The 14041-nt window shown below is 71.2% G+C and carries 5 protein-coding genes; 1 reads left to right on the plus strand and 4 read right to left on the minus strand.

Annotated features, from left to right (window positions below):
- Positions 1-170 precede the first annotated feature (170 nt).
- Positions 171-6848, minus strand: coding sequence for an RHS repeat-associated core domain-containing protein (locus tag P3T37_RS32695; RefSeq protein ID WP_280727557.1), 6678 nt, complete (start codon positions 6846-6848; stop codon positions 171-173).
- 399 nt (positions 6849-7247) lie between these two features.
- On the opposite strand from P3T37_RS32695, the gene P3T37_RS32700 reads away from it, so the two are divergent.
- The gene (locus tag P3T37_RS32700; protein ID WP_280727558.1) at positions 7248-11972 is read left to right on the plus strand and encodes a hypothetical protein; all 4725 of its coding nucleotides are present in this window, start codon (positions 7248-7250) and stop codon (positions 11970-11972) included.
- A 118-nt stretch (positions 11973-12090) separates the two neighbouring features.
- On the opposite strand, the gene P3T37_RS32705 is transcribed toward P3T37_RS32700, so the two are convergent.
- Genes P3T37_RS32705 through P3T37_RS32715 form a run of 3 tightly spaced genes read right to left on the minus strand, consistent with a single transcriptional unit; the run spans position 12091 to position 13929 of the window.
- Positions 12091-13104, minus strand: coding sequence for an SDR family oxidoreductase (locus P3T37_RS32705; RefSeq protein ID WP_280727559.1), 1014 nt, complete (start codon positions 13102-13104; stop codon positions 12091-12093).
- Complete coding sequence (locus tag P3T37_RS32710; protein WP_280727560.1) at positions 13101-13367, minus strand: hypothetical protein; 267 nt, start codon at positions 13365-13367, stop codon at positions 13101-13103. The genes P3T37_RS32705 and P3T37_RS32710 overlap by 4 nt, the downstream gene beginning before the upstream one ends.
- Positions 13351-13929 carry a ketoacyl-synthetase C-terminal extension domain-containing protein gene (locus P3T37_RS32715; RefSeq protein ID WP_280727561.1) on the minus strand — a complete coding sequence of 193 codons (579 nt, stop codon included), beginning with the start codon at positions 13927-13929 and terminating at the stop codon, positions 13351-13353. Before P3T37_RS32715 ends, P3T37_RS32710 begins: the two co-directional genes overlap by 17 nt.
- Positions 13930-14041: the final 112 nt, after the last annotated feature.

The raw sequence follows: 14041 nt of genomic DNA on the forward strand, positions 1-14041 counted from the left end.
TCGTCCGTCGACGGCTTGACCTGCCCAGGGCGTGGCATCCAGGCACCTCCTGGACAGGCAGCCTACCAGCAAGGATCCTTAAGTCAGTGGTATTGACTCTAGCCTGGAGGCCGAACAGGCATCCGGGGGCCTGCGACGTTCCGCAGGCCCCCGGATGTCACGGTGTCAGGTCACTTGCCCGCGGCCCTCCAGTGCAGGAGGTCGTATGCGTGGGTCATGCCGATCGTGGGATAGACACCGAGGCCGCCTCCCACAGCCGCGCCGAAGTTCTGGCCGGATCCCCAGAACTTGCCGGAGGCGCAGCCGCCCACCTCGTCGAAAGCGCAGGCGCCGACACCCAGGTCGTTCTGGTTGTCGGGGGTCTGGGTGTTGAAGCCGAGCGTGACGCCTCCGCCGAGTCCCATCTTGCTCCTGGCGACCAGCTTCTCCACACTGTGCACGTCGAGGCCGCCCCGCAGAGCGTCGGCAGCGGCACCGAGCGGCCCGGTGGAGAAACCGGCCAGCAGGTTGCCGTCCTGGAATCCGATCCCGAGACAGAGGAGCGCGACACAGCCCGAGGCCTGCACCTGGGCGTGTTGGAGCGCCCAGACCATCCACTGCGGCGTGCTGTCGCTGCCGGACCCGCAGGCGCCACTGCTCTGGGCCGTGTCGCTGGCACACGGGTTGACATTGCTGAGTGCCTTGTCGACGGCCTTGCCGACCGCCGGATCCAGTTCCATCGCGCACTGGAGGTTGGCCTTGCAGGCGTCCTTCCACTGCAGGTACTCCTCGTACCGCTGCCCGCCGGGAGAATCCGGCCGGTTGAGGTAGTCGCAGAGGTCGCAGTGACCCTGGCTCGGCAGGCCGCCGCGCTGCACGTGGGCGTAGGTCAGCATCATCTTGTCGTAGTCGGTCAGTTTGTAGTCGCCGTCGGCAGGCGGGAGCGCCGTGGGCGGAACCCCGTTGCCGAAGCCGCCGGTCGCCCCGACGGGCGGCGGGTCCGCGGGGGCCGGGATCTGCGGCCCGTCACCCGGACCGCACAGGCACCTCTCCAGCCCGGTCGGGTCGCTGCCGCCGACCGGGTTGCTCGCCGCGTAGGTGTAGCCGCCGAGCTGCTGGGGGCTGCCGGTCTCCAGCACCGGGTCGGCGCTGAGGAAGCGGCCGAGTCCGGGGTCGTACTTGCGGGCGCCGAGGTCGGTGTAGCCGGTCGTGGTCTCCTTCGGTGCGCCGAGGAATCCCCTGGTGGGGTCCGGCCACCCGGTCGAGCCGCCGCGGTTCTGGCCGTACGGGGTGTACAGCTGGCGGGTGGCCTTCTGGGTGGTGGTGTCCATGGTGAGCGTCGCGGTGCCGTGCGGGTCGGACAGGACGTAGTCCGCCGAGCCGCCCGGGAGGCTGGACGCCATGGCCACCGTGCTGCCGCCGAGCGCGTAGCTGCGCACCGCGCCGAGCAGCACGTTCGGGGTGACGGCGGTGTTGACCACGATCGCGGTGTCACCGACGAACAGGGTGGTCTGGCCCGGGTCCCGGCGGATCAGCTGGTTGCCGTCCGCGTCGTAGAGGTAGGTGGTGGGAGGGTTGCCGCCCTGGGTGATCTTGGCGAGATGGCCCTCGTCGTCCCACTCCAGGTCCTGCTCGGTGCCCGCGCTCGGCGAGCGCTTGGTGGTCGCGCCGGCAGGGCTCGCGGTCAGCGCGGTGCTGACGGTGCCGCCCGGGCCGGTGGTGCTGGTGGCGGTCAGGAAGTGCGGCTGGGGTCCGTTGGGGCACTGGACGGTGCTCCCGGTGCAGCCGTTGGTGTACCTGGTGGTGGTGTCGGCGGCGGCGCCGTTGACGGCGTGCTCGACGCTGCTCGTACGGTCGCCGATGGCGTCGTAGCCGAAGGACTCCCAGTACGCCGCCGAGCCGGTGGCCACCGTGGCCGCGGTCGGGGCGGTGCCGGCAGCCGGGCAGTCGGCCGTCGAGGTCCAGGCCTGGGACAGGCGGTTGAGACCGTCGTACTGGTAGCACTGGCGGTCGGTGACCGCGGCGGCGGTGTCGGTCTGCCGGTCGAGGGCCGAGGTCGGGTTGCCTGCGGGGTCGTAGGCGTAGGTCAGGTCGTCCACCATCGGGCCGGGGGCCTGGGTGCGGCTGGTCTGCACCTCCTTCAGGGCGCGGGTCTGGTCGTCGTAGCTGTAGGTCGACCAGGCCGGGTTGTTCGACGGGCCGTAGGTGATCTGCGAGATCTCCCCCCGGCTGGTGTAACTGACCGGTCCCACCAGGGCGTTGACGCTCTGCAGGCTGGTCGGGCTGCCCAGCGCGCTGTAGCCGTAGAGGACGTCGTCGGCGAGCAGGCCTGCCACGCCGGGGTCGCGCTGGTCGGTCAGCTGCTGGGTGGCGGCGGAGTAGGACAGCGTGGTGGCGTAGCTGGTGGGCAGCGGCGCCTCACTGGCCGGCAGGGTGACCTTCGTCCCCGTGGGCTTGCCGAGTGAGGTGTAGCCGGTGACCTGGACGACGTACGCGCCGGTCGTGCCGGGGACGTAGCGCGCGCTGTAGCTCAGCCGGCCGGCCTGCAGGGTGTCGTACTTCCACACCCCGAAACGGAAGTTCCCGCCGGTCCTGTCGGTCGCGCTGACCTTGCGGCCGAGCAGGTCGTAGCCGTAGTCGAGTTCGACCTTGCGCGCGTCGGTCGTCGAGACCAGGTCGCCCGCGTCGTCGTAGCCGAGCCTGGTGGTGCCGGTGTCCGGGTCGTTCTGCTGGATCTTGCGGCCGTTCAGGTCGTAGCCGGTCGTCCAGGTGGTCCCGTCCGGTCCGGTGAGACCGGTCTGCTTGCCGAGCGGGTTGTACGTGTAGGTGGTCGCCGAGGAGGTCCCGCCGGTCACCTGGTAGCCGGACTGCGCCGAGCCGCTGAGCACCGGCGCGGTCGAGTACTGGTCGGCCTCGACCGTGAGGCCTCGCGCGTCCACGACCTGCCGGGTCGCCACACCACCGGACTTCGGGATGCTGACCGTGCTGTCGCCGGTGTAGGCGACGGCGGTGGCCATGCCCGCGGGGGTCACCGCGTTGTGCTCGTCGTTGGTGGCCGTGGCCCGCCCCATCGCGTCGTGGTCGGTGACCGTGGTCGACGGGATGCTGGTCTGCGCGGTCATCACCAGGGAGCTCATCGGCGAGCCCGCGACCACGTAGTTGTTGTTGGTGAGCACGGTCCAACCGTGCGAGTCGTACTGCGTGTCGCTCACCGTCATGCCGGAGTTCTCGCCGACGGCCTGGGTCTGACGCTGCCTCAGCATGGCGTCGTACAGCGTCACGGTGGACGCGTAGGAGCCGTTCTCCAGCAGCTTGGACGAGGTGACGGCGGACGGGGAGGTGTTGGAGAGCGCGTAGGCGAAGGTCATCGACGGGCTCTGGTGCGCCGCCTTGGACTGCGCGGGAAGCCAGACGGAGGTGACCCGGCCGAGCGCGTCGTAGCTGAGGTCGGTCTTCAGGTTCGAGGCGTCGACCCGTTCCACGGGCACGCCTCGGACCGGGTCCTGCGACTCGGTGGAGGTCTGGTAGGTCGGGGTGGCACCGGCGGTGACCTGGACCTGGGTGGTGACGGAGGTGGGCAGTGCGCCGGCCGCTGGGGCGTACGTCTTGGTCGTGGTCTGGGCCAGACTGCTGCCGTCCGGGGCCGTCGACCTGGGGGTCCGGGTCACCACCAGCGGGCGGCCGTACGCGTCGTAGCTGGTTCCGGTGGTGGCCGTGAACGCCGTGGCGGTCGGCCCGCTGTTCGCCGAGGCCGCCTCGGCCAGGGTGGCGTCGCCCTTGCCGGGTGCCGTCGCGCCGGGCGCGCCGTCCCAGCCGAAGGCGTTGCCGTCGTAGGAGGTCCGGGTGTCGGCGATCAGGGTGCCGGTCGGCGTGGCGCCCGCGGTGGTGCAGTCCTGCGCGGTGGCGATGGCCTCGGCGTGCAGCACGAGGCTCTCACCGGGGTTGCTCAGGTAGTGGGTCAGGGTGCACTGCGGTGTGTTCCCGGCGGCCCCCACCTCACCGCGGTCGTCCACCTGGACCGGCATACCGGTGGTCGGTTGCCCGAGCGCGGTGGTGTAGAAGGTGTCCGTCTCGGTGGTCCGGGTTCCGTAGGAGACCGCCTGCGTGGTGTACACGGCGGCGGTGCGGACCATCTGCGCGGTGAGCGGTGCGAGACCGTCCCGGCTGCGGCTGGCCGTCGGGCCGATCACGGTGGGGACGGTGACCGACGCGTGGTCGACCGGTCCGCCGTCGGAGGTGTAGGTGTCGGTCTCGAAGATCTGCCCGGCGAGCGCGTCGACGTCGCTCGGGCTGGTGTACCTGCCGTCCTGGGAGGTCAGTGTGACGGTGCTGCCGCCGCTTCCGGAAGGGGTGTTGTCGGACATGCCGCGGAAGTAGCTGGTGCGGCTCAGCGTGAGCTGGTCACTGACCTTGGCGCCGTTGGTCATGTGGAAGACGGTGGGGTCGCCGGTCCGGGTCTCGACGGCGCCGTAGCCGCGGAACTGACCGTACGTGCGGTTCTCCGGCTTGATGAGCTCGTTGTCGTCGTAGTGCCAGGCCGCACCGCCCAGGTAGTTGTAGGTGGTCAGCAGCGACGGGTAGCTGCCGTCCTGGTTGGTCTGGTGCTGGTCCTGGGTCCGCACACTGTGCACGGTGTACTTGTTGAACCAGTCGAGCTGCGGAGTGGTGTAGTTGGGCGGGGTCCAGGAGACCGGGTAGCAGGCCTTGGTGTTACTGGAGGGGTCGGCGGGGACGTTGCCCGGGGTGCACTCGGCCGTGTTGTAGGTGACCGTGACCTGGGCGCCCGTCTCCGTGGTGATGTTCTGGATCCGGTCGTGGTACATCGTCGGCTGGTTGGGGATCGTGCCGACCCGGTTGGGCAGTTGGTCCGGCGGGTCGAAGGTGGTCGACAGAGCGGGTGAGGCGCCGGTCGCGCCGGCGGTGGTGTCCAGACCCCTGTGCTGGACACCGTCCAGCCAGAGCGTGGGGGCGTGGTCGCCACCGTCCGGGAAGGACTGGGTGAAGTCGTACCGGTCCGCCTGCTGCGCCACCCCGCCGACCTGCACCTGGGTGGTGATGTCGTTGAGCCGCATCCGCGACCAGAACGAGGGGCTGTGGTTGGAGCAGTCCGCGCCCTTCGCGCAGTTCTGGTCGACCGGCACGTCCGGCCACCACGCCGCGTTCGCCGCGACGAAGTGCGCGTCGTCGCACGTCACGCCCGAGATGCAGCGCTCCTTGACGTCGAAGCCGATCTGCTCGGGCGCGGTGGCGCTGTAGACGGTCGAGGCGGTCAGGCCGTAGTCGATCCGCGACAGGTAGCCGCCGCGGGTGTAGAGGGCACCGGCGCTCTGGGCGTCGGCGCCGTAGTAGTTGGTCTCCGGCTGGTAGTAGTACGCGATCGCGTTGCTGTGCAGGTCGACCGTGTAGTCCAGGTTCCAGCGCCAGCCCTGCACGCAGGAGGAGTCCGCGAAGGCGGCCGCGTGGCAGGGGTCACCGGCGTGCGCGCCGTAGACCGGCTCGGTGAAGACCGACTGGGTGGTCTGCTTCCCCGCGGAGTAGCCCGGAAGCTGGTTGAGGCCGAAGTAGTACTGCGTCCCGCCCTGCGTGACGCGGAAGTACTCGCCGTTGTAGGTGCTGTTGCTCGCGCCGCCGGTCAGGAAGAGCTGCTCGATCTTCTCGTCCGCGCTGTCGCTGACCGGGCGGAAGGCCGACCCGTCGTAGACGATCTGCGTCGACTCGCCGTTCAGCGACAGGGTCAGCAGCTGTCCGGCCCAGCAGTTGTCGCCGGACCCCTGCGGTGCGCCCGAACTCTTGTCGCTCGCACAGGACTTGTAGCTGCGCTCGATGAAGGAGGAGTCGGAGGACCAGCCGTCGCCCAGCCAGGAGGACTGGTTGTTGGTCCCGGCCGTGCGGCCGTCCTGCGAGGAGGAGTCGTAGGAGAGCGAGACATCGGGAGTCGCGCCCGCGATCGCGCCCGGCACCTTGATCGGGTACGCGTAGTTGAACGCACCCGTGGCGCCGCCCGCCGACCAGGTTCCGGCGGGCGAGAGCGAGGTGGCCGAGTAGCTGCCCGCCGACCCGTCGGCACTGGAGGTCGCCGCCAGCACCACGCCGGTCGGGCTCCCGGTCGGGCTCGCGCCGGTCGGGCCGGCCGCCGCGCGCGGCTGGGAGGCGGGAGCTGGCACTGTCACGGTGCCGGTCAGCGGCGAGCCGCCCTCCTTCGCCTGCACCGGGGTCTGGGTCCGGCACTGCGCCAGCTGCGGCGTCGTCAGGGCGCAGGCCGGCAGCTGCACGAGGTGCAGCCGGGCGGCGTAGTCGCCACCGAACGCCGAGCGGAACGAGGACGGGTCCACGCTGACCGTGGTGGAGCCCGAACCGGCCGAGGCGTCCTGGGCGGCGACGGTGAAGAGGATGCCGTGCACACCCGCGGTCTGCGCCGCGTTCTGGTCGAGCAGGTCGACCCGCACCCGCGAGGGCCCACCCGCGGCGCCGCCCGCCGGCTCGCCCTTGCCGACCAGCACGGGCAGCGACCCTGCCCGCACCACGCTGGAACTCGCCGCGGTGGCGGCGCCGGTGGCCGCCGAGCGGAAGGCCGGGATGGTGACCGCCGTACTCAGGTCGGCGACAGCCGATCCGGCGGCGGGCAGCTTGGAGCTCTGGGTCGGGTCGAACTTCGCGAAGCTCGCGCTCGGCGCCGCCGACCCCTTCCCCGCCCGCTTGTAGGGGAGCTGCTGCTCCTTGGCGATCGCCGGAGCCTGCGGCTTCGGCTTGGCGGCCGCGAAGGCCACCGGTGGTGATGCGGTGGCCACCAGGGCCGCCGCCAGCGCCATCGCGCTCGAGCGCAGCAGGCGACGCAACGTCGCTCTGCCGTCAACAGTGAACCGGCTCATGCCGTCATTGCCCCTGTACGTCGTAGGAAGGCGGAGAGTGCGGGCAACGCGCGGAGCGCGGCTCGGCAGAGCTCCCCCACTCTTCAGCAGTTCGCACAGACTCCCGGTGCCGTCTAACGGCGGCCTAACACCGGGCCAACCGCGCGAGGGCGGCAGCGGGCGCCAAGGGCGGTGCGGATCACCGGATATGGCGGTGAATCGGGACCAACCACCCGCCCGGAACGGGGTTTACCGGTGGTCCGCCCGGTTCTGCGCAACCCAGAATGCTCGGCGTAAGGGCGCCCGGACGTGGCGCCCCAAGGGAAATGGGGACACGGGCTGATGGCCCTCTTCAGACGAGCCGGAGGCCCTCGGCCTCAGGCCTGGGCGACGCCCAGAGCACGATCCGCCGGCACCGCGGTGATCCTGAGCATCGGCATCCTGGCCGGTCTCACCACCACCTCCGCACAGGCGGCGACGACCGCCGCACCGCCCGCCGCTCCGGCCGCCGGCAAGCCTGCCACGCTGCCGGTGACCAGCCAGGCCGAACCGGTGGATCCCGCCGTGACGGCCGCCGAGCAGAGCGCCGCCACCGAGGCGAAGAAGTCCCGCAAGCCGGTCGTGGTGGACGCGCTGACCAGGGAGAACGTCCAGACCGTCGCCAATCCCGACGGTTCGTTCACCCTCACGCAGAACGCCACCCCGGTCCGGGCCCGCCAGGGCAACGCCTGGGTGCCGATCGACACCAAGCTCGCCAAGCGCGCCGACGGCACCTTCGCGCCCGGCGCCAGTGACAGCGACCTGGCCTTCTCCGGCGGCGGCGACGGCCCGCTGGTCACCATGACCCGTACGGGCAAGCGGCTCGCGATCAGCTGGCCCGGCACCCTCCCGGCGCCCGTGGTCAGCGGCGACACCGCGACCTACCCCGCCGTCCTGCCGGACGTCGACCTCGCGGTCACCGCCCGCGCGGACGGCTTCAGCGAGGTCCTGGTCGTCAAGAGCGCGGCGGCCGCGGCCAATCCGGCGCTCGCCACGATCCATCTCGCCACCCGCACCGACGGTCTGACGATCAGTCAGACCTCCGGCGGCGACGCCGAGGCCAAGGACGCGGCCGGCACCACCGTCTTCCGGGCCGATCCCCCGCTGGTCTGGGACTCGGCGCAGGCCGTCGCGCCGGCGGTTCCCCGTGCGCTGCCGCAGGCCGAGCAGGCCCCCGCCGCGCCGCCCGCCGGTCTGCGGGGCCTCGACTCCAAGGCCTCGGACGTCCGCGGGCCCGGCGGCGGCGCCCACACCACCCGGATGGGTTTCGACGTCGGCCGCGACGGGCTCACCATCACGCCGGACAAGGCGCTGCTCACCTCGCCGAAGACCGTCTACCCCGTCTTCATCGACCCGCAGTGGACGGGCAGCCCGTCGGTGGTCTCCTGGGCCTCCATCAACGACCAGGGCTGGAAGGCCACTTCCGGGAACCAGGCCAAGGTCGGCGACGTCGGGGACTGGCCGGGCTGCGGCGACTACTGCTACGCGGTCCACCGCTCCTACTTCGAGATGAACACCGACGGCTTCCGCAACGTCGGCGCCAAGGTCACGGCCGCGAAGTTCACCCCGTACTTCACCTGGACCGCGGCCGACAACGAACCCACCGAGGTCTATGCCGACGCCGACTTCGGCGGCGACCTGAGCTGGGGCACCAAGCCCAGCTCCGGCTCCTCCAGTTACGTCACCACCTGCAACGTGGGCGGCAGCGGCGGCTGCGGCACGGGCCAGATCGACTTCGACGTCACCTCCGTCGCCCAGGGGGCCGCCACCGGCGGCTGGCGCACCTTCGAGGTCGACGCGCCGAACGAGGGCGACAAGTTCCAGTGGAAGCAGATCGACCCCACCCAGACCAACTGGACCGTCACCTACTTCCTCCCGCCGACCCTGAACGACGCCTCGACGTTCACCACCACCCCCTCGGTCACCGGCCCCGGCGGCGGCAGGTACGTCAACTCCCACAACGTCACCCTGCAGGCCCTGGGCGCTGACCCCGACAGCGAGAAGGTCCAGTCCGGCTACGAGATCTGGAACACCTCCAACGGCAGCGTCACGACCGAGGTCGCCGGCGGCCTGTTCTCCGCCTACACGGCCACCGGCGGCAGCGTCCAGTACTCCAACCTCGCCGACGGCACGTACGCCTGGCGCGGTGTGACGCACAGCCAGGACGGCGGCATGTGGTCCGGCTGGGGGGCCTGGCAGCCGTTCACCGTCGACGCCTCGCAGCCGCCGGCTGCCGCCGTCGAATCGCCGCAGTTCCCCCAGAACCAGTTCGGCGCCGCCTTCCAGGACAACGGCACCTTCACCTTCACCACCTACGGCTCCGGCCACGTCGCCGGCTACCTGATCTCGCTGGACGGTGACCTGGGCAACGCCGCCTGGAGCCAGCAGTCCCCGCCGCCCACCGTGCCGGCCAACGGCCCGCTCACCACGGGCCGGACGTACTGGCTGCCGGCCACCAACACCGTCGGCACCACCACCTTCCCGATCCCGACGGTCGGTGCCCACCACGTCTACGCCAAGACCGTGAGCTGGTCGGGCATCGCCGCCGCCACCCAGACCAGCTACGGCTTCTGGGCCGGCGTCACCTCGCCCAAGTACGTCTACGGCGACCAGCTGGTCAACGGCTACACCGCCACCAACGACGACAAGAGCACCACCGCGGTCCCCAAGGCGACCTGGACCGCCGGTGCGGGCGGCGTCCTGCAGACCCAGAGCGACTGCTGCGGCATCCACTGGGCCGACGGCCAGCAGGCCCTCTACACCGACAGCACCACCGGCCACACCGCCCTGAACGACACGGTCACCTTCAACTTCGACGTGCCGCACGACGGTTACTGGAGCCTGGGGGCCAACTTCACCCAGTCCGCCGGCTTCGGCCAGTTCAAGCTGGTCCTCGACCAGGGCAGCGCCACCCAGAGCACCGTGCTCCCGCTCTTCGACGGCTACCACGACTCGGTCGTCACCAGCTTCCAGGACTTCGGCCCCCCGCTGGACACCGCCGGGAAGCCGATCAAGCTGAGTCAGGGCCTGCACACCCTCACCATGACGATGACCGGCAAGAACGCCGCGACCGTCGGCTACGGCTACAAGGCGGGCCTGGACGTGCTGCGGCTGGCGCCGATGAGCGCCACCTGCCCGATCGGCGACCTCGCCGCCTGCCAGAACAACATCGCCGTCAGCCCCGACACCAACCACCTGGCCGCCGACGCGGACGGCTCCGGCGCCAGCTTCTCCGCCGGGCAGCTCACCAGCGCGGGGTGGCGCTCCGGTACTCCCGTCACCATCAACGGCGCACTGATGACGGTTCCCAGCTACGCCACCGGCAAGGCCGACAACATCCTCGCCGCCGGCCAGACGGTCACCGTGGACCCCACCTCATCCGCCAACGCCGGTAACGCCGTCGTCTTCCTGGCGTTCGCCACCGGAGGCTCCTACACCGGCACCATGACCGGAACGGTCACCTACCCGACCGTGCCCGGCACCACGAGCAGCACCTGCGGCACCAGCGTCAGCCACCCCTACCACCTGGACATGGTGCCGGACTGGACCAGCGGCGCGCCCAGCTCGCACGCCGTCGGATTCGCCGGCCGCAACACCCCCACCGGGACCGATGCGGCAGCACCCCAGCTGTTCCCGATCTCCGTGGCGCTGGACTGCCCGGGCGTGCCGATCCAGAGCATCACCCTGCCCGTCGTCACCAACCGGCTCAGGTCCGGCACCGCGGCCGTGCACATCATGGGCGTCGGCATCCGCCCCGCCTCCTACGACCCCGCCTCCGGCCAGAACTGGAACGGCAGTTGGGCCGCCCAGCAGGACACCACGCTGGGCACCTGGACCGACCAGACGCTGCGGATCCCGGCCCGGCTCAGCATCGGCGACAACGCCGGGGGCAAGGTGCGGATCCACCTGTCCAACACGCTGGGCACCACCGCCATCACCTTCCCGCACGTCTCCGTCGCCCTCCAGGGCGCGGCAGGCGGCGCGGCAACGGCCGCCGCACCACTGCCGGTGACGTTCGCCGGAGCGAGCGGCGTGACCATCCCGGCGGGCGGCGAGATGGTCAGTGACCCGGTCACCCTCGACGCCGCCGCGCAGTCCACCCTGCTGGTCAGCCTCCAACTCAGCGGCAGTGTCAGCGGCCTGTCCGCGCACGGCGTGAACCAGAGCAGCGTCTACGCGACCCCGCAGAGCACCGGTGACCACACCGGCGACACCTCCGCCGCCGGATTCACCATCCCCGTCCCCGCCGTCCCGTACCTCACCGGCGTCGACGTCACCCCCACATCGGGCAACACCGGGGCGCTGGCCCTGGTCGGCGACCAGAGCGTGAACAGCGACTCCGCCACCCCCGACAACGCCCACCACCTGTCCGACCTGATCTACACCGACGTCGTCAACGCCTACAACGCCTACAACCCCAACGACCCAAACAACGACCCGAGCAAGGCCGCTCCGCCCACCCCCTACGGCGTCCTCAACCTGGGCCGCGACAGCGCGGTCACCGGCAACAACCTGCTCCCCGCGCTCTCCGGCAGCAGCACCCAGCTCGCGCCGCCCAGCGCCACCAACCCGCTCGACCGCACCGTCCTGGACGCCGCCGACGTCCACACCGCCCTGATCTCCACCGGCACCTCCGACATCCTCAGCGGCACCTCCGCCGCCGACATCGAGAACCGCCTCATCGCGCTGACCAAGCAGATCCAGCTGCGCTACGTGGACACCGCACCGGGCAGCTCGCGCAAGATCACGGTCTACGTCGCGACGATCCCCGACAGTCCCGGCATGAGCGCCAACACCGCGCAGGAGACCGTCCGGCGCACCGTCAACAGCTTCATCCGCTGCGGCAGATCCGACCCGACGGCCAACGTCTGCGCCGGCGTCACCGGCAGCTGGCTGGGCGGAAACGCCGACGGCGAGATCGACTTCGCGGCCGCGGTCTCCACCGGCAACACCGATGTCGGCACGATCAACGCCGCCCGCGACCTCACCAACAACCTGCCCAACGACACCTACTACGCGGACCTGGCCGCGCGGTACACCGCCGACAGCGTCAGCCCCGCCGCCGTCACCCTGCAACCCGCCACCACCCACCCCGCCACCTCCTGACGTCCGGTCCGGTCCGGTCACCCCAGCTGCTGCGGGGTGACCGGACCGTTCGTCGTCTCGCTGGTGGCCATGCGGTACGGGCTCTACCGAAGGTCGGATCTCACGTTCGCGATGTTCTTCACCGGGCTGACCTACGGGTCAGGGCGGCCAGTGCGTCGAGGACGGACTGCGTCGTCGGCGCCGAGGTACCGGGGATGGCGCCGAGATGGCTGGGGAAGCGGCGCTCGTGCCGGTACACCTCGCACATCGCGCTGAGGTCGGCGACTCGCCGCCAGGCGGGCGTTCCGGGCCGGATTCCGCTGGTGGACAGCCGGCGGGCCAGCTCGGCCACCTCCACCAGCTCGGGCGCGACCGCCGGCAGCCCCAGGGCGCCGGCGGTTTCGGTGACCGTCGCGGCGACCTGGGCCATGGTGGGGGCCGCCGGGCCCGCTGTGAGCCAGACCAGGGGTGGCGTGCCGCCCGGCGAGCAGACCAGTGCGGCGATCGCCTCGGCGACCACGTCGGTCGCCATGATGTCCAGCACGGAAGCGGGCAGCAGCGGAACCGCCGGGATCCGGCCCTGCACAGCGGCGGCCACGAACCGGTGGAAGCCCTGGAGGACGGCGGTCTCACCCGTTCGCGAGTTGCCCAGCATGCCGGGGATCCTGGCGATGACGGCGTCAATCGGCGCTTCGCGGACGAGCTGTTCGGCGGCGCGCTTGGAGTCCAGGTAGCCGCCCGGGTGGTTCCTGCTGCCGGGGACGGGCGCGGACGAGGAGGCGGTGAGCGGGAGTTCGACGAACGCGGTGCTGAGGTGGATCAGCCGTGCGCGGGCGGTCGCCGCGAAGGCGCAGGTGTGCCGGGTGCCTTCGACGTTGGTGGCCTCCAGCTGCGCGCCGGCCTTCAGCCACCCCACCTGTGCGGCGCAGTGCACCACCTGCGTGACGGTGCAGGCCAGTTCGGCGTGGACGTCCTCGTCAAGGCCGAGGCGCGGTGCGGTGATGTCCCCCGGGACGGTCCGCACACCCGGCTCCGCGATTTGCTGACGGTGCGTCAGGGCAACCACGTCCAGCCCGGACCGGTGGCGCAGCGCCTGGACGACCGCGCTGCCGACCAGACCGGACGCCCCCGTGACGAGCACGGTCCCCCTCATGCCGCACTGCCCTTGAGGCTCTCGTGCACCCAGCCGATCACGTCCTCGACGGTCGTGCCGGGCGTGACCACGTCCTTGTCCATGAACGGCAGCTGCGGCCAGGTCCCGACCAGGCGCTCGGCGAGTTCGGTGAACATCAACGAGTCGAAGTCCAGGTCATTGACCAGGGACTGATCGAGCGTCAGGACATCGAGAGGGAAGTCACTGGCCGCACCGACAGCGGCGAACACCCCCGCGGCAATCGGGTCATCGGTCCGGTTCAAGGCGTACTCCCCAGTGCGTGGTTCGGGTGACGGGGCTGACCGGGATGGTCAGCAGGGTCCCGGTGAGCGGGGTGGCCAGGGGCGGCGGCGCCTCGGGAGCGGCGGCACGGTGGCCGCGCAGCAGCGCCACCAGGCTGTCGTGGTCCTCGGCGTGCACGGTGCGCTGGTGCGGCAGGGCCGCGCGCGTGCTGAGGGTGTACGCGAGGTCCGCGAGGTCGGGGGCCTGTTCCTGGACCAGGTCGGCGAGTTGGCGGCCGTACTGCGCCAGCAGGTCAGGGGTGCCGGCCGAGAGGACGAACGGGCGCAGCCCGCGCGGCTGTCGGGGGCCTGCCGCCACCGGCGTCTGCTCCAGCACCAGGTGGACGTTGGTCCCGCCGAAGCCGAAGGAGCTGACCGCCGCGCGGCGCCGGGGATCCTCCCAACTCTCGGCGGTACGCGCGACGTTGAAGCGTGTCCCGGCCAGCGCCTCGCTCGGCCGCTCCAGGCCCGGCTGCGGCGGGACCACCCCGCGCTGCACGACCAGGGCGGCCTTGATCAGACTCGCGATGCCCGCGGCCGACATGGTGTGCCCGATGTTCGCCTTCACCGAGGAGATCCAGCTCGGCGTCTGCGCCGATTCCGCCAACAGCTCTTCCAGGGCCGCGAGTTCCACCGCGTCGCCCACCGGTGTCGCG

It is taken from the genome of Kitasatospora sp. MAA4, assembly GCF_029893355.1.
Lineage (GTDB): Bacteria > Actinomycetota > Actinomycetes > Streptomycetales > Streptomycetaceae > Kitasatospora.

Coding starts and splice junctions, on each gene's coding strand:
- P3T37_RS32695 (WP_280727557.1), bottom strand. CDS start 6,848: ATGAGCCGGTTCACTGTTGACGGCAGAGCGACGTTGCGTCGCCTGCTG.
- P3T37_RS32705 (WP_280727559.1), bottom strand. CDS start 13,104: ATGAGGGGGACCGTGCTCGTCACGGGGGCGTCCGGTCTGGTCGGCAGC.
- P3T37_RS32715 (WP_280727561.1), bottom strand. CDS start 13,929: ATGTCGGCCGCGGGCATCGCGAGTCTGATCAAGGCCGCCCTGGTCGTG.